Consider the following 19,317-nt stretch of genomic DNA (forward strand, 5'->3'; position numbering starts at 1 on the left):
ACTTAGCTACCCTCCCCACTTCCGCAGAGAGTAATCTCTTACATCAATGCATGCATCGTTCGACTCTCATTTGCTTGGCCTCATCCTTTGGGGTGCCGCCGCGACAAAAGAAGACATCACTGATTCTCCTTCGTCCTGGCCAGGGTCAGCATCAGCAAGCGAAGCGCCAGGCGAACCACAATGCTCGGGTACGCGTTCATGACCTGCAGGAGAGCAGGCAGTTCGTCACGGTTGATGCAGGCAAACGACTCGCTGGGATTGAGCTTCAGCGCCTGGGCCCTGAGCTTCGTGAATTCCTTCGCAACAAGCGGCACCGGATCACGGTCAAGATACTCACGCAGCACAGCGAACTGGAAGATCCCGGCCAGGCGCTGCCGGACACGGCGCGCGGTCTCGGCTTTGCCCTCCACCAGCAATGCCTGCAGGATGCCCAGAATGTCGGCCGTACCGATGGTGCGAATGGGGCGGGAGCCGATGACCGGATAGACGTGATCGCGCAAGGACTGGTGGTTCTGGTGGGCATGCTTGATTGACCAGCTCGAGCCATACGATTCCAGCCACTCCTCGGCGACCACGCGCACGGTTCGCCTCGTCATCCGCGGCGATCTTCTTCGCAGCAGCCTCGGCCCGCCTGGCCTCGCGCACTTCGCGAGCTGCCGCCCTGGATTGTTCCGCCTCCAGCTTCAGCCGAGCGGACTCTGCCTGGCGATGAGCGGCCGGATCAAGGCCGCGGCTCGGGATCTCGCGCAATTCGTTGAACTTCGGTGAGTCGCGGCATTGCCCTCGTCCTTGGGGTACGCGGCGAGCAAAACGAGGCTCATGGGGTACCCCAGTCATCGCTGAGGATGTCAGTCTACCCCACTATGTACCCAGCTTTTTTGCTGGCTGCGGACGGACGCTCATGGACGCGGCCGGACGATCAATCGGCCGCAAACCCTTACTGGACAAGGGATTGAAAAGAAAAAAGCCGCCCATTTGGACGGCTTCGGACTGCTTTGGAAGGTATTCTTGGCGGAGAGAGGGGGATTCGAACCCCCGATAGGCTATTAACCTATACACGCTTTCCAGGCGTGCGACTTAAACCACTCATCCATCTCTCCGGGAAGTCGACGATTATAACAGACTTGTCCGGCAATTCCAGTGTTTCGTGAAGCGACCCGTCAGCCGCGCCGCAGGTAGGTCACGAGCCGGTCGATCACGGGGGCGTTGCGCGGGGTCAGCAGGCTGACCAGGATGGCGACGGCAAAGCCGGCCGGAACGCCGAACGCGCCTGACGCGATGGGGTCGACGCCGAACCAGCGGTTGCCGAAGATGCCGGTCATGCGGGTGAAGAACGGATAGTTGACGAAGATGTAGTAGACCGCGACGCCGAGCCCTGCGGTCATGCCGGCGACCGCGCCGGCGGCGGTGGTGCGGCGCCAGAAGATGGCGAGCACGAGTACCGGGAAGAAGCTGGAGGCGGCCAGCGAGAAGGCGGCGCCGACCAGGAAGAGGATGTTGCCGGGCCGCAGCGAGGTGACGTAGGAGGCGAACAGCGCCACGCCGAGCAGGACGATCTTGGCGGTGGTGACGCGCCGCTGGTGGCTCGCGGTGCGGTCGATCATGTGATAGAAGACGTCGTGCGAGAGCGCGTTGGCGATAGTGAGCAGCAGGCCGTCGGCGGTGGAGAGCGCCGCGGCGAGCGCGCCGGCGGCGACCAGTCCGGAGATGACGTAGGGCAAGCCGGCGATCTCGGGCGCGGCGAGCACGATCATGTCGGGCTGGATCAGGATCTCGGCCCACTGCACGATGCCGTCGCCGTTGACGTCGCGGATGCCGAACACGGGCGGGTCGACCTTGCGCCATTGCACCACCCACTGCGGCAGTTCGGCGTAGGGCGTGCCGACCAGGTGCTGGAAGAATTCGTACTTCACGAGCGCGGCGAGCGTCGGCGCGGAGACGTAGAGCAGCGCGATGCAGAACACGGCCCAGGCCACGGAGTTGCGCGTTTCCTTGACCGATGGCGTGGTGTAGAGGCGCGTGAGGATGTGCGGCAGGCTGGCGGTGCCGAGCATCAGGCAGAACACGAGCAGCACGAAGTTGAGGCGCTTGGTCTTGCGCTCCTGCTCGGAGGCGGAGGGATAGGGCTCGGTGGAGGGCGTGGACGGCTGGCTGCGCGCGAGCGCTTCTTCGCGCTGCTGGCTCCATTGCTGTTGCGCCGCGGTGGCGTCGCGCGGGAACTCGATGCGCTCGCGCTCGACGGTCTTGATCTCGCGCAGCGGGGCGTTGCGCAGGCGCAGTTCCTGCAGCCTTGCGGACAGCGCGTCGCGCTCTTCGGCGAACGATTGCGGCAGCCTGGCGATGCGTTCCTGCAGCCGGATGGCCTGCTGGCGGTAGAACTCGCGCACGGCCTGCTCGGCCGGGTCGCGCTCTATCTCGCGCTCGCGCGTATCGAGCTGCGAGAGCAGCGTGCCGTAGCTGAGCTGGGGCAGCGCGTCGTGATGATGCTTCCACGCGATCATCGACACGGTGACCAGGAAGGCGACGATCAGCATGATGTATTGCGCGACCTGGGTCCACGTCACCGCGCGCATGCCGCCGAGGAAGGAGCAGACCAGGATGCCGGCGAGGCCGAAGAACACGCCGACGGCGAACTCGACGCCGATGAAGCGCGTGACGATCAGCCCTACCCCCTGGATCTGTGCCACCAGGTAGACGAAGGAGCAGAGCGAGGCGGCCAGCACGGCGATCGCGCGCACCGGCAGGTTGCCGCCCGGCTTGCCGTTGCCGTAGCGCGCGGCGAGGAAGTCGGGGATAGTGTAGCCGCCGTACTTGCGCAGGTAGGGCGCGAGCAGGAAGGCGACCAGGCAATAGCCGCCGGTCCAGCCCATCACGTAGGCCAGCCCTTCGTAGCCCGAGGCGAACAGGATGCCGGCCAGGCCGATGAAGGACGCGGCGCTCATCCAGTCGGCGGCGATCGCCATGCCGTTGAACATGGCGGGCACGCGCCGCCCCGCCACATAGTATTCGTTGAGGTCTGAGGTACGGCAGATCAGCCCGATGCACGCGTAGATGGCGATGGTGACGAACAGGAAGACGTAGCCGAGCCAGAGCGTGTCGCCGCTGGAATGCTCCAGCAGGCCCATCATGCCGATGAACGTGAAGAGGCCGACGGTAAACAAGCCGTAGTACAGCAGCAGCCGGCAGCGGAAGCGCGACTGTTCGTCGGGCATGGGAGGCGTGGTTGGACTGGCGCCGCGGATGCGGCAACGGCCGGCCGGCACGCGCGTGGCGTACCGGCCGGCCGGCGGGTGCCCTGCTTACTGGGCCTGTTTGAGCTGGTCCAGGATCGCGGGGTTTTCCAGGGTGGAGGTGTCCTGGGTGATTTCTTCGTTCTTGGCCAGCGAGCGCAACAGGCGCCGCATGATCTTGCCGGAGCGCGTCTTGGGCAGGTTGTCGCCGAAGCGGATGTCCTTGGGCTTGGCGATCGGGCCGATCTCCTTGCCCACCCAGTTGCGCAGTTCGGTGGCGATCTGCCTGGCCTCTTCTTCTGTCGGGCGGGAACGCTTGAGCACCACGAAAGCGCAGATAGCCTCGCCGGTCATGTCGTCGGGGCGGCCCACCACGGCGGCCTCGGCCACGATCGGGTTGGACACCAGCGCCGACTCGATCTCCATGGTGCCCATGCGGTGGCCCGAGACGTTGAGCACATCGTCGATGCGGCCCATGATGGTGAAGTAGCCGGTGTCCTTGTCGCGGATCGAACCGTCGCCGGCAAGGTAGAGCTTGCCGCCGAGCTCTTCGGGGAAGTAGCTCTTCTTGAAGCGTTCCGGGTCGCCCCAGATGGTGCGGATCATCGACGGCCACGGGCGCTTGATCACCAGGATGCCGCCGCTGCCGTTGGGCACGTCCTGCCCGGTCTCGTCGACGATGGCGGCCATGATGCCGGGCAGCGGCAAGGTGCACGAACCCGGCACCAGCGGCGTGGCGCCCGGCAGCGGCGTGATCATGTGGCCGCCTGTCTCGGTCTGCCAGAAGGTGTCCACGATCGGGCAGCGCTCGTTGCCGATATGGCGGTGATACCACATCCAGGCTTCCGGGTTGATCGGCTCGCCCACGGTGCCGAGCAGGCGCAGGCTGGACAGGTCGTACTGCCTGGGATGGATTTTCTCGTCGGCTTCGGCGGCCTTGATCAGCGAGCGGATCGCGGTGGGCGCCGTGTAGAAGATGCTGACCTTGTGGCGCGCGATCATGTCCCAGAAGCGGCCCGCGTTGGGATAGGTGGGCACGCCTTCGAACACCACCTGGGTGGCGCCGGCGGCCAGCGGGCCGTAGGCGATGTAGGTATGGCCGGTGACCCAGCCGATGTCGGCGGTACACCAGAACAGGTCGTCGGGCTTGATGTCGAAGGTCCACTTCATCGTCATCAGCGCCCACAGCAGGTAGCCGCCGGTGCTGTGCTGCACGCCCTTGGGCTTGCCGGTCGAGCCGGAGGTGTAGAGCACGAACAGCGGATGCTCGGCGCTGACCGGTTCGGCCTCGCAGGTCTCGGGCTGGCCCTTGGCCACGTCGTCCATCGCGAGGTCGCGGCCTTCGGTCCAGTTCACCTTGCCGCCGGTGCGGCGATAGACGATGACGTTCTTCACCGCTTCGCAGCCGCCCAGCGCCAGCGCCTCGTCGGCGATGGCCTTGAGCGGCAGCGCCTTGCCGCCGCGCATCTGCTCGTCGGCGGTGATCAGCGCGACCGCGCCCACGTCGACCAGCCGCTCCTGCAGCGACTTGGCGGAGAAGCCGCCGAACACCACCGAGTGGGTGGCGCCGATGCGCGCGCAGGCCTGCATGGCCACCACGCCTTCGACCGACATCGGCATGTAGATGACGACGCGGTCGCCTTTCCTCACGCCAAGCGACTTGAGGCCGTTGGCGAACTGGCAGACCCGGGCATGCAACTGGCGGTAGGTGACCTTGCTGACGGCGCCGTCGTCGGCCTCGAAGACGATCGCCACCTTGTCGGCGTTGCCATTGCCGAGGTTGCGGTCCAGGCAGTTGTAGGAGGCATTGAGCTCGCCGTCCTCGAACCATTTGTAGAACGGCGCGTTGCTCTCGTCGAGCACCTTGGTGAAGGGCTTGCTCCACTGCAACTGCTCGCGCGCATGCCGCGCCCAGAAACCCTCGTAGTCACGCGCGGCCTCGTCGCACAGCGCCTGGTAGGCCTCCATGCTGGGCACCGCGGCCTGCTTGGCGAACGACTCGGGGGGATTGAAAACGCGATGCTCCTGCATCACCGATTCGATGGCGGACATTTGCTTGTCTCCTGATATGGTGTGGCTGCTTGGCTGCAAACTTACGCGCGACGGCTTACTTAAACCTGACGTGCTGCCAGGGGTTTTCAGGTCCGGCCGGGCCCGCGCCGGGTGCTGCAACGCAGCATGCCAGGCCGCGCGCAAGCCGCGTCGGCGGGCGCAGCGCCGGCGCGCGGCGAAGGTGCCGCGTGCCGATGTGCAGCCTTCTCCATTAGGCTAGCACAGCTATAATGCGGCGAGCCCCTATTCCGAACATGGCGCTGCGGCATTCGCGGGTTCGCGCGTGCCGCCCGCCACCCGCCAAGCCGACTTGCCCGTCCACTCCCTCCTCCTGATCGCCGCGATGGCCCTGGTCGGCAGCAATGTCGGCCTCGGCAAGGCCATCGTGGCTTACGTGCCGATCCTGCTGTTCGCGCTGCTGCGCTTTGCCATCGCCATCGTGTGCCTGGCGCCGTGGTACCGGCCCGCGCGCATGCGCGCGGTGTCGCGCGGCGAGTGGCTCAACCTGTTCCTGCAGGCGTTCTTCGGCACCTTCCTGTTCACGCTGCTGATGCTCGGCGGCGTGCGCCTGACCAGCGCGATGGCCGCGGGCGTGATCACCAGCACCATCCCCGCCACGGTGGCGCTGCTGTCATGGCTGGTCCTGCGCGAGCGGTTGTCGCGCCGCACCGTGCTCTCGGTCCTGCTGGCGGTGGCGGGCATCGCGGTGCTGAACGTGGCGCGCGGCACGGAGCACGGCGCCGGCGCCGCGGACGGCGGCGGGCAGGCGCTGCTCGGCAACCTGATGATCATGGGCGCGGTGATCTGCGAGTCGATCTACGTGATCCTGTCGCGGCGGCTGGCGCAAACGCTGGCCGCGATCGAGATCTGCGCCTATACGCATCTGATCGGCGGCCTGCTGATGCTGCCGCTGGGACTGGTGCCGCTGCTGACCTTCGACATGTCCTCGGTGCCCGCCGGCATCTGGCTGATGCTGCTGTGGTACGCCCTGTCGGCCAGCATCTTCTCGTTCTGGCTGTGGATGAAGGGCGTGCGCCATGTGCCCGCGCAACTGGCCGGCGTGTTCACGGCGGTGCTGCCGGTCGCGGCGGCCACCTACGGCATCGTCTTCCTCGGGGAGAAGCCAGGCTGGGCGCACGGCGTGGCGCTGGCCTGCGTGCTGGCCGGCATCGGGCTGGCGAGCTGGCCCGGCCCGCTCGCCCGGCGCGCGTGGCGGGACGGCGCGGGCGCGGCGGCAGGCGCCGGGCAGGATCGCCGCGGCTGAGCGGATTGAACGCAGGCCGGGGAGCAAAACGCGCGATTCGCGAAATATGCGCAATGTACAATTGCAACCTTCTCCTTACAGTCTGCTTTCAACCCAATGGCATCGAATCCCATGTCGAACCAGCCCCGGCGGCTCGGCCCGCTGGCCAGCGTGATCTTTTCCTCGCGCTGGCTGCAGTTGCCGCTTTACCTCGGCCTGATCGTGGCGCAGGCGGTCTACGTCTATCACTTCGGCGTGGAGGTCTGGCACCTGGTCGCGCACGCCACCGAGTATGACGAAACCAAGTTCATGCTGGTGGTGCTGGGCCTGATCGACGTGGTGATGATCTCCAACCTGCTGATCATGGTGATCGTGGGCGGCTACGAGACCTTCGTCTCGCGCCTGGGGCTGGACAACCACCCGGACGAGCCGGAGTGGCTCGATCACGTCAATGCCGGCGTGCTCAAGGTCAAGCTGTCGATGGCGCTGATCAGCATCTCGTCGATCCACCTGCTCAAGACGTTCATCGACGCCGACCAGCGCGCACCCAACACCATCATGTGGCAGGTCATCATCCATCTCGCCTTCCTGCTGTCGGCGGTGGCGATGGCCTACGTGGACAAGCTGGTGTCGCATGGCGCGCCCGGCGGCGCGCCGGGGAAGGCGCACTAAGCCACGCCGCCCGACCACGGAACCGCAGCCCCGGCTGCGGTTTTTTTTGACCTGCCGCCGGAGCCGACGGGCCGCCCCGGCGCGCCCCGCGATGCGGCCCCGGCATCACCCGAGGCGTTGTCGACACGCGCATGCAGCGCCGCGCCGGCCGCCGCGTCGGTGTATCATCGCGGGTTGAATTTCCCCTCGCCTGTCCCCCATAAAAATGACCGTCATCAAACAAGAAGACCTCATACAGAGCGTCGCCGACTCCCTGCAGTACATCAGCTACTACCATCCGATGGACTACATCACCAGCCTGGGCCGTGCCTACGAGCTGGAACAGAGTCCGGCCGCCAAGGATGCGATCGCGCAGATCCTGACCAACAGCCGCATGTGCGCGGAAGGCAAGCGCCCCATCTGCCAGGACACCGGCATCGTCACGATCTTCGTCAAGGTGGGCATGGACGTGCGCTGGGATGGCGCCACCATGGGGCTGTCCGACATGATCAACGAAGGCGTGCGCCGCGGCTACACCCATCCGGACAACGTGCTGCGCGCGTCCATCGTCAACCCGCCCGAAGGCGGCCGCAAGAACACCAAGGACAACACCCCGGCCGTGATCCACTACGAAGTGGTGCCGGGCAACACGGTGGACATCCAGGTCGCGGCCAAGGGCGGCGGCTCGGAAAACAAGTCGAAGTTCGTCATGCTCAACCCGTCGGACTCGATCGTCGACTGGGTGCTCAAGACCGTGCCGACCATGGGCGCCGGCTGGTGCCCGCCCGGCATGCTGGGCATCGGCATCGGCGGCACCGCCGAGAAGGCCATGGTCATGGCCAAGGAGTCGCTGATGGACCCGATCGACATCCAGGACGTGATCGCCCGCGGTCCGCAGGACTGGATCGAGGAAATGCGCGTCGAGCTGTACGAGAAGGTCAACGCGCTGGGCATCGGCGCGCAGGGCCTGGGCGGCCTGGCCACCGTGCTGGACGTCAAGATCATGGGCTACCCGACCCACGCGGCCTCCAAGCCGGTGGCGATGATCCCGAACTGCGCGGCCACGCGCCACGTGCACTTCACGCTGGACGGCAGCGGTCCGGCCAAGCTGGAAGCCCCCGACCTGTCGCAATGGCCGAAGGTGGAATGGGCGCCCAACACCGAGACCTCCAAGCGCGTCGACCTGAACACGCTCACGCCCGCGGAAGTGGCCTCGTGGAAGCCGGGCCAGACCCTGCTGCTCAACGGCAAGATGCTGACCGGCCGCGACGCCGCGCACAAGCGCATCGCCGACATGCTGGCCAAGGGCGAGAAGCTGCCGGTCGACTTCACCAACCGCGTGATCTACTACGTGGGCCCGGTGGATCCGGTGCGCGACGAAGCCGTGGGCCCGGCCGGCCCGACCACCGCCACGCGCATGGACAAGTTCACCGAGATGATGCTGGCCGAGACTGGCCTGATCTCGATGATCGGCAAGGCCGAGCGCGGCCCGGTGGCGATCGAGGCGATCAAGAAGCACAAGTCGGCCTATCTGATGGCGGTCGGCGGCGCGGCCTACCTGGTGGCCAAGGCGATCAAGGAAGCCAAGGTGGTCGGCTTTGCGGACCTGGGCATGGAAGCCATCTACGAGTTCGACGTCAAGGACATGCCCGTGACGGTGGCCGTGGACAGCGAAGGCACCTCGGTGCACAAGACCGGCCCCGCCGAATGGCAGGCCAAGATCGGCAAGATCCCGGTCGCCGCGGCATAATCCAGGCTGCCTCCGCGACAGCCAGGCTGTGGTAGAGAGCCGGGTCGCTGACCCGGCTTTTTACATGCGGGCTGCCGATTTTTTCTCATACGCCACACGCCATCCGTGAACAACGCACCCATCGGCATCTTCGACTCCGGGCTCGGCGGCCTGTCCGTGCTGCGCGAGGTCCGCGCGCTGCTGCCGCATGAGTCGCTGCTCTACCTGGCCGACTCCAAGTACAACCCGTACGGCGAGAAGCCCGAGCGCTTCGTCGAGGCGCGCACGCTGCAGGTGTGCGAATGGCTGGTGGCGCAAGGCTGCAAGGCGCTGGTGATCGCCTGCAACACGGCCACCATGCACGCGGTGCACACGCTGCGCGAGCGGCTGGCATTGCCGATCATCGGCGTCGAGCCCGGCCTCAAGCCCGCGGCCGCGGCCAGCCGCAGCAAGGTGGTCGGTGTGCTGGCCACCGGCAATACCTTGAAGAGCGCAAAGTTCGCGCGACTGCTGGCCTCGCTCGATGGCGAGAGCCGCTTTCTCTGCCAGGCAGGCAGCGGCCTGGTCGCGCTGATCGAGGAAGGCGATGTCGCCGGCCCAGCCGTGCGCGAGAAGCTCGAAGCGTATCTCACGCCGATGCTCGCAGCCGGCGCCGACACGCTGGTGCTGGGCTGCACCCACTACCCGTTCCTGGCCCAGGCGATTCGCGGCATGGTGGGAGACCGGCTGGCGCTGGTCGATACCGGCAGCGCCATCGCGCGCCAGCTGCAGCGCAAGCTTGGCGAGCACGGCCTGGCGGCCGATGCCGGCGCGGTGCCGTGCGACCGCTATGCCTCGACCAAGGACGCCGCGCACCTGCGCACGATGGCTGCCGCGCTGCTGCACGTGGATGCCTGCGCGGAAACCGTGTCGATAGAGCCCTCGCCGCCCCTCGCCTGAGCCGGGCCCTTGCGCAGCCTGGCTACTGGATGAAACCCAGCGGCCGGCGTTGCCGCACGTCGGGCTTGACCGCGTGCTCCTGGCGCAGCTGCGCGAGGAATTCGTCCGGCGTCAGCGATTCCCCCAGCAGCACGCACTGGCGCTTCACCGTGGCGAAGTCGCCCGGCGTCAGGCAATCCAGGCGCGCCAGTTCCTCGCGCATGGCGCGGTCCAGGCGCGTGGCATCGCCGTCGAGCGCCTCTTCGACGAACATCGCCGCGCGCTGTTCGGGCTTGAGCGGCAGGAAGCGGATCTTGAACGAGAAGCGCCGCAACGCGGCCTCGTCGATGCGTTCGAACAGATTGGTGGTGCACACGAAGATGCCGTTGAAGCGCTCCATGCCCTGCAGCATCTCGTTGACCTCGGACACCTCGTAATTGCGCACGGCATTCTGGCGGCTCTGCATGAAGCTGTCGGCCTCGTCGAGCAACAGCACCGCGCCGTCTTCCTCGGCGCGCGCGAACATCGCGGCGATCTGCTGCTCGGTCTCGCCCACGTACTTGCTCATCAGGTCGGAGGCGCGCCGGATCATCAGCGGCTGCTCGAGCGCCGCGGCGATATGCTCGGCCAGCGCGGTCTTGCCGGTGCCCGGCGGCCCGTAGAAGCACAGCGTGCCGCGCTCGCGCGCCTTGAGCGCCTGCACGATCTTGCCGACGTCGTAGCGCGTTTCCAGGTTGAGATAGTCGAGCCGGTAATGGGTCACCAGCGGCCGCCCTTCCATTTCCGGGCGCAGCCCCATGGCGCGGTCGGCATGGTCGAGCTGGCGCAGGATCAGCGCCTCCACCGGCTCGGCCACGCCCGGGCGCGCCAGCTGCACGAAGCGCGCGGCCGACTGCACCTGCGCCGGCGTGAGCGTCTTGCGCGCGGCCAGCGCCGCGATGAAGGCATCGCTCACGTCGAGCGAGCCGAGATGCTTGCGGATGATGTTTTCGCGCACCAGCGGCGGCGGGATCTTCAGTTCGAGGTGGAACTGGAAGCGGCGCAGGTAGGCCGGATCGATCTGCCGGATCGAGTTGGAGATCCAGATCACCGGCACCGGGTTCTGCTCCAGCGTCTGGTTGACCCAGGCCTTGCCGTTTACCGAGCCGCGCGGGTCTTCCTGGCCGAACAAGCTGGTCAGCTCGCGCGCGCTGCCCGGAAACACGTCCTCCACTTCGTCGAACAGCAGCGCCGTGCGCGGGCGGCCGCGCAGGAAGGCCTGCGACACCTGCAGCGAACGGTAGCGGTCCTTGCCCGAGAGGCTGTTGCCGTCGCGGTCGAGGCAATCCACTTCGTACAGCTCGCAGCCGGCCTCGCGCGCCAGCAGCCTGGCAAATTCGGTCTTGCCGGTGCCGGGCGGACCGTAGATCAGCACATTGACGCCGCAGGCGTGCTGGCTGGTGGCGTTGGACAGCAGCGCCGAGAGATAACGCGCGTCGGTCTCCACGTGCGGATAGTCGCCGGTGCCCAGCGTGGGAGCGGCGGCCGGCCGCGTGAACACCGCCATCATCTCCGCCTCGTTGGCGTAGTTGCCCAGCAGCACGTGCAGCAGGCGGTCCGACAGCCGCATCAGGTCGCCGAGGTCGGTCACGCTGTTCTCGGGTAGCGGCTGCTCGATCAGGTTGAGCGTCTCCAGGCGCGAGCCGGGCCGCAGCGAGGCGGCTACCGCCGCCGGGCTGGCGCCGGTCAGCCCGGCCAGGATCTGGAAAGCCTCCTGGCTGTGCGCCACCTTGCAGTCCACCATCACGGCGCGCAGGTCGCGCTTGTACTTGGCCAGCGCGGCATAGAGCAGCAGCTTGCGCTCGTGCTCCGGCAGGTCCAGCACATGGCTGAGCATGTCGATATTGCGCACCAGCAGCACGCGCTCGCCGTCCAGGCGCGCGGCCAGCGCGGCCGCGGAGACGTCGAACACGGCGAACATGTCCTTGGCGTGGTGCTTGACGTATTCGTCGAGGTAGTAGAACAGCGCGCTTTCGTCGAAGGCGCTGTTCCATTGCCCGTGCCGCTCCAGGAACTCCTCCGGCGTCAGGCGCGCGGCGCCCTTCCAGGCTGGCATGTCGGCGCAGCGCGCGGCCAGGAAGCGCTGCACGCGCAGCACCACGCCATAGGGCCACACCATGTCCTGGGCGCTGACGGTCAGGATGTCGTTGATATTGCTGCGCAGGTTAAAGCGCGGCCCCAACGCGCACACCACGCGCAGGGCGAACTGGGCGCACATCCAGTCGAGCGCGGAAGTGCCGGGCGAGCCGGCGGCGGCACGCAGCAGCGTCGAGCGGTCATCATCGGCGAAACGGGTAAAGTCCATGGCCTGATCCTTTCGCACGGGGGGCGCCGTGGGCGGCGCGGCGAATTGCTCGTCTTTTTCCTATGCTAGCGCGCTTTGTGGCAGATCGGGCATTGCCGGCAACCCTGTGCCGTGCGGGCGCGCGCATTTTGCGGCGATGGATGCACGGATGGCGGGGCCGGCCGGAAATCCGGCGCGAGAGGAACGCGAAATCGGCACGAAATCGGCGTATAAAGACGACTGCGAGATTGCGAATGGGACTCGGAATCGGTTGCAGTACGGACGCGAAACCCGCATGCTGGGACCGTCGGCGCATTGCACAAAATCCCAACAAATAAGAATCATTATCGTTTATACTAATGGTCTGACACGCTGCCCCTAGAGCGGCGCTCCCACCGGCATACCTGTTGAAGGAGCGTTTATCATGGAATTGCTGCTTAGCTTGCTGGTCGGTTGTGGCATCTCGCTGATCCTGTTCTATCGCAAATAGGCCCTATCGCTAATAAAGCCGGCGCCGCGCCAGACCGCCGACATCCGTTGTTTTCACATGTTCGATCAACGTTTTTTCAAGATCACGCTCGCCGTCCTGCTGTTCCACGTCGGCTTGCTTTACCTGATCCAGAGCGGGCTGGGGCGCAAAATCACGGAAGCCGTGATCGCACCCGAGATCATCGCCCGCATCATTCCGCTCGAGCCCCCGCAGAAGCCCGCGGTCGAGACGCCCAAGCCCAAACCGGAAACCCCGCCCAAGCAGGTCAAGGTCACCACACCCAAGCCGACGCCGCCGCAGCCGGCGCCGACCCCGCTGCCCGTGGCGTCGCTGCCGCCTACCCCCAACGCCATCGAAGTGCCGCCGGCTCCTCCCGCGCCGCCGGCACCGCCGGCTCCCGCGCCCGAGCCGCCGGCGCCGGTATCGTCCGCGCCGCGCGCCGTCGGCATCGGCGAGATCCAGTGCACGCCGCCGCAGCCGGCCTATCCGTCGCAATCGCGCCGCATGGGTGAAACCGGCAAGGCCGTTGTCCGGCTGACCACCGACGAAACCGGCAAGGTGGTGAAGACCGCCATCGTCAACTCGAGCGGTTCGTCGCGGCTGGACCAGGCCGCCGTGGACGCGGTCATGCGCATGCGCTGCAAGCCATATTTGGACAACGGTCGCGCCGTGGCGGTCACCGCCCAGCAGCCGATCGGCTTCGAACTCAACTGATTTCAATACCGACCTCACCAGGAACCATCATGCAGGACCTCGGACTCTCGCACCTCTGGACGCAAGGCGATTTCGTCATGCGCGCCACCGCCATCATTCTGCTCATCATGTCGCTGGCTTCGTGGATCGTCATCCTTACCAAGGCATGGGATCTGCTTCGCCTGAAGAAGATGGCGCACGGCGCCGAGAAGCGCTTCTGGCACTCCGACGATTTCGACCACGCGCTCGAGACGCTCGGCGGCAACGACGCCAACCCGTTCCGCACGCTGGCCGTGACCGGCAAGGAAGCCACCCAGCACCATCGCGCCAGCCAGCCCCAGCTGCATGACGTGATGGACATCTCCGACTGGCTGACCCGCTCGCTCAAGAGCGCCATCGACGAAGCCGTCGCGCGCATGCAGTCCGGCCTGGCCGTGCTGGCGTCGGTCGGCTCGACCGCGCCTTTCGTCGGCCTGTTCGGCACCGTGTGGGGCATCTATCACGCGCTGATCAACATCGGCGCCTCGGGCGTGCCGACCATCGACAAGGTGGCCGGCCCGGTCGGCGAAGCACTGATCATGACCGCCTTCGGCCTGGCCGTGGCCATTCCGGCGGTGCTGGGCTACAACGCGCTGAGCCGCGGCAACAAGGGCGTGATCTCCAAGCTCAACCGCTTTGCCCACGACCTGCACTCTTACTTCGTGACCGGCGCGCGCGTGCGCCCGAGCAACGCCCGCGGCGCTACCGACGACAATGGTATGCGCCTCGCCGTCAAGAACCAGTAAGGCCGCAGCAAGGCAAGAAGGAAGTCATCATGGCATTCGGTACCCTCGACTCAGACGATGACGAAGTGATGAGCGAAATCAACATGACGCCGCTGGTCGACGTCATGCTGGTGCTGCTGATCATCTTCATCATCACCATTCCCGTGATCAATCACGCGGTCAAGATCGACCTGCCGCGCGCGACCAACACGCCCAACGATCCGAAGCCGCAGAACATCAATGTGTCGATCGACGCGGACGGCAAGGTTTTCTGGAACCAGGCAGAGGTCGACGAGCAGACGCTCGATGCCAACATCGCCGAGGCCGCGCAGCAGGAGCCCCAGCCGGAGCTGCACCTGCGCGCCGACCGCGACGTGCGCTACGAGCGCGTGGCCGAAGTCATGGCCGCCGCGCAGCACGGCGGGCTCGGCAAGATCGGCTTCATCACCGAGCCGAAGCATTGAGCGGTTGACTCAGGCTGAACCAGTCAGCAAGAAGGGCACTCCATCGGGGTGCCCTTTTTACTTGGCCGCCGCCCTTGCATCACACGGCGAAAACCTGTCCGGCGGATGCGATATTTTCCGTGCGCGCCATCGAAAAACACTATTGTAATGATAACTGTTCTCATTTAAGATAAGGACAACTTGAACCCCGCTGATGCCGGCGCGCAGCCTGCGCCGCCGTCGCCAGCCAACGGACCGGAGCCCACCGATGAGCACTCTGACCCTGCCGATGTCGCAACCCGCCGTGACTCGCCGCCGCCTGTCCCTGCGCCGGATCGAAGTCAATCCGAGCTCGCGCGCGCCGTCGCGGCGCGAAACCTCGGCCAGCACGGCGATCGAATCGATGAAGTCCGCCGTGGCCGCCCTGCCCGCCCGCCTCGAAGCGCTCGTGCGCGACAGCCTGCCGGTGGCGCAAGCCAGCGAAGCGGTACCGCTGGATACGCTGATGCGCGGCAACAACGTGCTGCCGATCCTGCATAACGGCGAGGTCTACACGCTGCGCATCACGCGCTACGGCAAGCTGATCCTGACGAAGTAGCAGCGTGCTTGCGGCCTCGCGCTTGGCGCGCGAGCGTGCGAGCGCATGCCTGCGCGGACATGAGGGCCGTGGCGGGCATCGATGGGAATCAGGGGATGGATGCCTGCCGGAACCGGCAGGCAGCGTGCAGGGGGCGCAACGGGCCCCGGCACAGGCAGGACAACGGCAAGGTACCGGCGAAATACCGGCGAAATACCGGCGAAATACCGGCAAACGAGCCGCGGCCTTCGCGGTCACCGGCGGCGAGCATGCTCGCCGCCGGTGACCGCTTCTACTGCATGAAGCGCAAGGCTCAGACGCCCAGCGCGGCAATGCCCGCGCGCGCGATCTGCGCGTCTTCGGTCGACTTCACGCCGGACACCCCGACGGCGCCCACCACCTGGTCATTGACGACGATGGGCACGCCGCCTTCCAGCATGCCTTGCAGCACCGGCGCGGTCATGAACGAGTGGCGGCCGTTGTTGATCATGTCTTCGTAGACCTTCGACTCGCGGCGGCCCAGCGACGCCGTACGTGCCTTTTCGGTGGCGATATAGCTGGAGATCGGCGCGGCACCATCCAGGCGCAGCAGGCCCAGCAAGTGGCCGCCATCGTCGACGATGGTGATCGACACAGCCCACTGGTGATTCTTGGCTTCGACCTCTGCCGCGGCCAGCACCTTTTTCACATCGTCTGCCGTCAGCACGGTTTTTTGCTGCATACCACTCTCCTCGAAATTCGGTTCTTGAATCAGTTCAATGAGCCGGAAGTATAGCGCCCCGGCATGCGGCATTGCCACGGCCCCGGCGCACACGCGCCCGCACGCGCGCCAAAAGCAAAAAACCCGCCGAAGCGGGTTTCCTGCGTACTGTCGCGTTGCTGCGCGTGAACCTGCGAAGCCTCAGGCTCCGTCGGTGAACTGGTCGCGGCGATCGCCAACCTTGGCGCCGTCCGTGTAGGGGTCGACCTTGCCCAGCTTGGCACCGTCGGTGAACGGGTCCACCTTGCTCATCTTGGCGCCGTCGGTGTACGGATCGGCCTTGCTGGTGCCGGCGGCGAACGCGGAAGCGGAGAGTGCGGAAAGTGCGGTCAATGCTGCGATCGCTACCAGGCTGTTTTTGATCTTCATGGTCGGATCCTTCGGGTAGTTACTGTGCTGGAGGGGCACCACGGCGACAAAATCTTGCGGAATCGTCATCGCGGTGCAACACAAGCAGTGTAGGTGAAAACCCTAATAACGATACTACCAGCCGTTTGATGCGTCCGTTCAAATAATTTGACCCCTTCACCGACGCGGGAACCACTTGGCGCTGTGGCGCGTCGCCCGTGGCTTTGCAGGCCGCCACGGCAAATGACAAAGGGCCCCGGAAGGGCCCTTTGGCAACGCTGCGCACGGCAGATCGTTCATGCTTATCGCCAGTGGCGATGGTCGTGCCCCCAGCGCCCCGGCGGGCCGTAATAGCCGCGGCCGTAGTAACGCGGGCCATAGTAGCCGGGGCCGTAATAGACCGGGGCCGGACGCACCACGACGGGCGGCGGGCCATAGTAGACCGGAGCGGGCGCCACCACGACGGGAGGCGCGACATAGGCGGGCGCCGGATAGTACGCCGGGCCGCCAACCACCACGCCCGGAACACCGACCGACAAGCCGACGCTGACATGCGCCATTGCCGCACCCGATGAAAGCGCCCCGAGCATTGCAAGTCCTGCGAGCAGCCAACGTTTCATGATCCTTGCCTCTGCAAGTCGTTAATCGATAAGCCATATTGTAGAGTCTGGCGCCAAGGCAGGTGAAACCGCCGGTTCTACATTGTTACCAGGCGTAACAAGCGGCACATATCGACGGCATCCTGCGGCGTGCGGCACGCATGTCCGCCGTCCCGCGCGGAGCTTGCATCACCGCGCCCAACCGACCACAATACCGGGCTTGCCGTGCGGCCGTGGAGAAATTGGTAGACTCAGCAGACTTAAAATCTGCCGCCTTTACGGGCTTACGGGTTCGACCCCCGTCGGCCGCACCAGCAGCAGCAGCAGCGCCAGCAGCGCCAGGTCAGGCCGCCGCCGCGCAGAGCACGGCGCCACCGGCCATCAGGAACAGGAACAGCGCGCCCGCCAGCACCAGCGGCTTGCGCCCGGCGCGCAGCAAGGTGCCGATGCGCGTGTGCAGCCCGATCGCCAGCATTGCGCAGGCAAGCAGCCAGTTGTCGAAGGACAGCAGGCCCGGCTTCCAGTCCGGCGGCACCAGGCCGGCGGAATGCACCGCCATCACCGCCACGAATCCCACCGCGAACCACGGCACGGCCTTCAGGATCGCACGCCACGGGCGCGCACCTTGCGCGCCCTCGCCTTGCCCCTCGCCTTCTCCCTCGGCATGCAGCTTCGGCAACAACGCCAGCACCAGCAGCAGTGGCCCCAGGGCGAGTACCCGCACCATCTTCGCCACCACGGCGGCGTCCGCGGTCGCATCACTGACCATCTTGCCCGACGCGATGACCTGCGCCACTTCGTGCAGCGTGGCCCCCGTATAGATGCCGAACGTGCGCTCGCTGACCGCCCAGTGCAGATGCTGCGTGGCCACTTCGAACAGGTAGGGATAGAGCAGCATGCCGGCCGTGCCGAACAGCACCACGGTCGCGACGGCGACGGCGGTCTGGCGGTCGTCGGTGCGCACCACGGACGCCACCGCGATGGCCGCGGCGGCACCGCACACCGCGCTGCCTGCGCTCACCAGGATTGCCTCGCGGCGGCTCAGGCCCAGCAGCGAGGTACCGATCCACACGCCGACCAGCAGCGTCGCCACCAGCATGGCCAGCGGCACCAGCACGCCCGCCGCGCCAAGATCGACGATGGCGCCAAACGTCAGCCGCAGCCCGTAGAGCGCGACGCCGAGCCGCAGCAACTGCTGGCGGGCCAGCTGCATGCCCGGAGCCAGCGGGATCAGCCAGCGCTGCGGCAGCGTATTGCCGGCCACCATGCCAGCGAACATCGCCAGTGTCAGCGCGCTCATGCCTAGGTGCGAAACCGCCGGATGCGCCGAGAAGACCATCGCCAGCCACGCGGTGAACCCGAGCGGCACCAGTGTCAGCAAGCGGGCGGCCCAGGACGGCGGCTCCGCGCCGAGATTGGCAACTGTGGTCGAGGGCGTGGGGGACATGGCGGGCTCTCTGCCCCCGCGGCCTGGCGGCGTCGGGGCGCTGATGGATGATGTCCGCAGAGTACTCAGGCGCCACAAATCTGTAAAACGGGTAATATCGTTATACGTTACCTGAATTTCAGATATGGACCAGCGCCCGCTCCGGCTGACCTTGCGCCAGCTCTCCGTCTTCGTCGCCGTCGCCCAGCACGGCAGCACCGTGGCCGCCGCCGAAGCGCTGGCCATGTCCCAGTCGGCCGTCAGCGCCGCGCTGGCCGACCTGGAGGCCGCCCTGGGCGGCGCCCTGTTCGACCGCGTGGCGCGCAGGCTCAGCATCAACGAATCGGGCCGGCTGTTCTTCCCGCGCGCGCTCTCGTTGCTGGACCAGGCGCATGAACTGGAGCACTTCACCGTCCAGCCCGGCGTGCAGTTGCGCATCGCGGCCAGCAACACCATCGGCAGCTACATCCTGCCCGGCCTGCTGGCCGGTTTCCGCCATGCGCAAAGCGGGCCGTGCGCGCTGGACATGCGCATCGGCAACACGCGCGACGTGCTGCAGGCGCTGCTGCATTTCGAAGCGGATATCGGCCTGATCGAAGGCACCTGCCACGAGCGCGACCTGCGCAGCGCGCACTGGCGCGACGATGAAATGGTGGTGGTGGTAAGCCCGGCGCATCCGCTGGCCGGCAAGCCCGGCGACCTGGCCGCGCTGCGCGATGCCGACTGGGTAGTGCGCGAGCCCGGTTCGGGCACGCGCGAGATCATCGAGCAGCGCCTGGCGCCATTGCTCGGCGAGCTGCGCTTTGCGCTGGAGCTGGGCAATACCGAGGCAATCAAGCGCGCCGTGATGAGCGGCTACGGCGTGAGCTGCCTGTCGCTGCAGGTGGTGGAAGACGAATTGAAGCGCGGCACGCTGGTGGCGCTGCGCGAAGGCCTGCCTGACGTGGTCAGGCCTCTGCAACTGGTGGTCCACCAGGACAAGTACCCGACGCAGGGCCTGCTGGCCTTCACCGAATACCTGCGCCGCGAAGCTGCCCTGGGAGAGCCTGGCGCAGGATAGCCAACGCCCAC

General features: G+C 66.5%; 17 protein-coding genes and 2 tRNA genes. 10 read left to right on the forward strand and 9 right to left on the reverse strand.

What is annotated here, in order from left to right; genetic code table 11:
* Positions 1–116: 116 nt before the first annotated feature.
* From ACKI2N_RS12825 to acs, 4 genes are all read right to left on the reverse strand, one after another.
* On the reverse strand, positions 117–581 hold the full coding sequence (locus ACKI2N_RS12825; RefSeq protein WP_420996344.1) for a tyrosine-type recombinase/integrase: 465 nt from the start codon (positions 579–581) through the stop codon (positions 117–119).
* A 428-nt stretch (positions 582–1,009) separates the two neighbouring features.
* Positions 1,010–1,100 (reverse strand) — tRNA-Ser (locus tag ACKI2N_RS12830).
* Positions 1,101–1,160: 60 nt separating this feature from the next.
* Complete coding sequence (locus ACKI2N_RS12835) at positions 1,161–3,212, reverse strand: VC_2705 family sodium/solute symporter (protein ID WP_420996345.1); 2,052 nt, start codon at positions 3,210–3,212, stop codon at positions 1,161–1,163.
* Between the two features lie 87 nt (positions 3,213–3,299).
* Positions 3,300–5,282 carry an acetate--CoA ligase gene (gene acs, locus ACKI2N_RS12840; protein ID WP_420996346.1) on the reverse strand — a complete coding sequence of 661 codons (1,983 nt, stop codon included), beginning with the start codon at positions 5,280–5,282 and terminating at the stop codon, positions 3,300–3,302.
* Between the two features lie 343 nt (positions 5,283–5,625).
* Between acs and ACKI2N_RS12845 the strand changes: the two genes are divergently transcribed.
* From ACKI2N_RS12845 to murI, 4 genes are all read left to right on the forward strand, one after another.
* The gene (locus tag ACKI2N_RS12845) at positions 5,626–6,546 is read left to right on the forward strand and encodes a DMT family transporter (protein ID WP_426990848.1); all 921 of its coding nucleotides are present in this window, start codon (positions 5,626–5,628) and stop codon (positions 6,544–6,546) included.
* A gap of 111 nt (positions 6,547–6,657) precedes the next feature.
* A complete protein-coding gene (locus tag ACKI2N_RS12850; protein WP_420996348.1) occupies positions 6,658–7,197 on the forward strand; it encodes a TIGR00645 family protein in 540 nt (179 codons plus the stop codon).
* A 205-nt stretch (positions 7,198–7,402) separates the two neighbouring features.
* Positions 7,403–8,926, forward strand: a complete 1,524-nt coding sequence (locus ACKI2N_RS12855) for a fumarate hydratase (protein WP_420996349.1) — start codon at positions 7,403–7,405, stop codon at positions 8,924–8,926.
* A 105-nt stretch (positions 8,927–9,031) separates the two neighbouring features.
* Positions 9,032–9,844, forward strand: a complete 813-nt coding sequence (murI, locus tag ACKI2N_RS12860) for a glutamate racemase (protein ID WP_420996350.1) — start codon at positions 9,032–9,034, stop codon at positions 9,842–9,844.
* A gap of 22 nt (positions 9,845–9,866) precedes the next feature.
* Here the strand turns inward: murI and ACKI2N_RS12865 are convergent, their stop codons facing one another.
* Positions 9,867–12,167, reverse strand: a complete 2,301-nt coding sequence (locus tag ACKI2N_RS12865; RefSeq protein WP_420996351.1) for an AAA family ATPase — start codon at positions 12,165–12,167, stop codon at positions 9,867–9,869.
* A 526-nt stretch (positions 12,168–12,693) separates the two neighbouring features.
* Here ACKI2N_RS12865 and ACKI2N_RS12870 point away from each other — a divergent pair.
* The 4 genes from ACKI2N_RS12870 to ACKI2N_RS12885 all read left to right on the forward strand — a co-directional run bounded on the left by ACKI2N_RS12870 (position 12,694) and on the right by ACKI2N_RS12885 (position 15,134).
* Positions 12,694–13,350, forward strand: coding sequence for an energy transducer TonB (locus ACKI2N_RS12870; protein ID WP_420996352.1), 657 nt, complete (start codon positions 12,694–12,696; stop codon positions 13,348–13,350).
* A gap of 29 nt (positions 13,351–13,379) precedes the next feature.
* A complete protein-coding gene (locus ACKI2N_RS12875) occupies positions 13,380–14,114 on the forward strand; it encodes a MotA/TolQ/ExbB proton channel family protein (protein ID WP_420996353.1) in 735 nt (244 codons plus the stop codon).
* A 29-nt stretch (positions 14,115–14,143) separates the two neighbouring features.
* The gene (locus ACKI2N_RS12880) at positions 14,144–14,557 is read left to right on the forward strand and encodes an ExbD/TolR family protein (protein ID WP_420996354.1); all 414 of its coding nucleotides are present in this window, start codon (positions 14,144–14,146) and stop codon (positions 14,555–14,557) included.
* Positions 14,558–14,804: 247 nt separating this feature from the next.
* Complete coding sequence (locus tag ACKI2N_RS12885) at positions 14,805–15,134, forward strand: hemin uptake protein HemP (protein WP_420996355.1); 330 nt, start codon at positions 14,805–14,807, stop codon at positions 15,132–15,134.
* A gap of 292 nt (positions 15,135–15,426) precedes the next feature.
* Here the strand turns inward: ACKI2N_RS12885 and ACKI2N_RS12890 are convergent, their stop codons facing one another.
* The 3 genes from ACKI2N_RS12890 to ACKI2N_RS12900 form a co-directional block, all read right to left on the reverse strand.
* Entirely contained in the window at positions 15,427–15,834 is a 408-nt protein-coding gene (locus tag ACKI2N_RS12890; protein WP_420996356.1) for a heme-binding protein, read from the reverse strand.
* Positions 15,835–16,014: 180 nt separating this feature from the next.
* Positions 16,015–16,242, reverse strand: a complete 228-nt coding sequence (locus ACKI2N_RS12895; RefSeq protein ID WP_420996357.1) for a hypothetical protein — start codon at positions 16,240–16,242, stop codon at positions 16,015–16,017.
* A 281-nt stretch (positions 16,243–16,523) separates the two neighbouring features.
* The gene (locus ACKI2N_RS12900) at positions 16,524–16,841 is read right to left on the reverse strand and encodes a hypothetical protein (protein ID WP_420996359.1); all 318 of its coding nucleotides are present in this window, start codon (positions 16,839–16,841) and stop codon (positions 16,524–16,526) included.
* Between the two features lie 206 nt (positions 16,842–17,047).
* Here ACKI2N_RS12900 and ACKI2N_RS12905 point away from each other — a divergent pair.
* Positions 17,048–17,134 (forward strand) — tRNA-Leu (locus tag ACKI2N_RS12905).
* A gap of 29 nt (positions 17,135–17,163) precedes the next feature.
* Here the strand turns inward: ACKI2N_RS12905 and ACKI2N_RS12910 are convergent.
* Positions 17,164–18,267, reverse strand: a complete 1,104-nt coding sequence (locus ACKI2N_RS12910) for a YeiH family protein (protein WP_420996360.1) — start codon at positions 18,265–18,267, stop codon at positions 17,164–17,166.
* 124 nt (positions 18,268–18,391) lie between these two features.
* On the opposite strand from ACKI2N_RS12910, the gene ACKI2N_RS12915 reads away from it, so the two are divergent.
* Positions 18,392–19,306, forward strand: a complete 915-nt coding sequence (locus tag ACKI2N_RS12915; RefSeq protein WP_420996361.1) for a LysR family transcriptional regulator — start codon at positions 18,392–18,394, stop codon at positions 19,304–19,306.
* Positions 19,307–19,317 lie beyond the last annotated feature (11 nt).

Source organism: Cupriavidus sp. 30B13 (assembly GCF_049059565.2).
In the GTDB taxonomy this organism is placed as follows: Bacteria; Pseudomonadota; Gammaproteobacteria; order Burkholderiales; family Burkholderiaceae; genus Cupriavidus.

Excerpts from the sequence above, each read along its gene's own strand:
- ACKI2N_RS12835 (WP_420996345.1), bottom strand. The coding sequence starts at position 3,212 with ATGCCCGACGAACAGTCGCGCTTCCGCTGCCGGCTGCTGCTGTACTAC.
- acs (WP_420996346.1), bottom strand. The coding sequence starts at position 5,282 with ATGTCCGCCATCGAATCGGTGATGCAGGAGCATCGCGTTTTCAATCCC.
- ACKI2N_RS12845 (WP_426990848.1), top strand. The coding sequence starts at position 5,626 with ATGGCCCTGGTCGGCAGCAATGTCGGCCTCGGCAAGGCCATCGTGGCT.
- ACKI2N_RS12850 (WP_420996348.1), top strand. The coding sequence starts at position 6,658 with ATGTCGAACCAGCCCCGGCGGCTCGGCCCGCTGGCCAGCGTGATCTTT.
- ACKI2N_RS12855 (WP_420996349.1), top strand. The coding sequence starts at position 7,403 with ATGACCGTCATCAAACAAGAAGACCTCATACAGAGCGTCGCCGACTCC.
- ACKI2N_RS12865 (WP_420996351.1), bottom strand. The coding sequence starts at position 12,167 with ATGGACTTTACCCGTTTCGCCGATGATGACCGCTCGACGCTGCTGCGT.
- ACKI2N_RS12870 (WP_420996352.1), top strand. The coding sequence starts at position 12,694 with ATGTTCGATCAACGTTTTTTCAAGATCACGCTCGCCGTCCTGCTGTTC.
- ACKI2N_RS12875 (WP_420996353.1), top strand. The coding sequence starts at position 13,380 with ATGCAGGACCTCGGACTCTCGCACCTCTGGACGCAAGGCGATTTCGTC.
- ACKI2N_RS12880 (WP_420996354.1), top strand. The coding sequence starts at position 14,144 with ATGGCATTCGGTACCCTCGACTCAGACGATGACGAAGTGATGAGCGAA.
- ACKI2N_RS12885 (WP_420996355.1), top strand. The coding sequence starts at position 14,805 with ATGAGCACTCTGACCCTGCCGATGTCGCAACCCGCCGTGACTCGCCGC.
- ACKI2N_RS12890 (WP_420996356.1), bottom strand. The coding sequence starts at position 15,834 with ATGCAGCAAAAAACCGTGCTGACGGCAGACGATGTGAAAAAGGTGCTG.
- ACKI2N_RS12895 (WP_420996357.1), bottom strand. The coding sequence starts at position 16,242 with ATGAAGATCAAAAACAGCCTGGTAGCGATCGCAGCATTGACCGCACTT.
- ACKI2N_RS12900 (WP_420996359.1), bottom strand. The coding sequence starts at position 16,841 with ATGAAACGTTGGCTGCTCGCAGGACTTGCAATGCTCGGGGCGCTTTCA.
- ACKI2N_RS12910 (WP_420996360.1), bottom strand. The coding sequence starts at position 18,267 with ATGTCCCCCACGCCCTCGACCACAGTTGCCAATCTCGGCGCGGAGCCG.
- ACKI2N_RS12915 (WP_420996361.1), top strand. The coding sequence starts at position 18,392 with ATGGACCAGCGCCCGCTCCGGCTGACCTTGCGCCAGCTCTCCGTCTTC.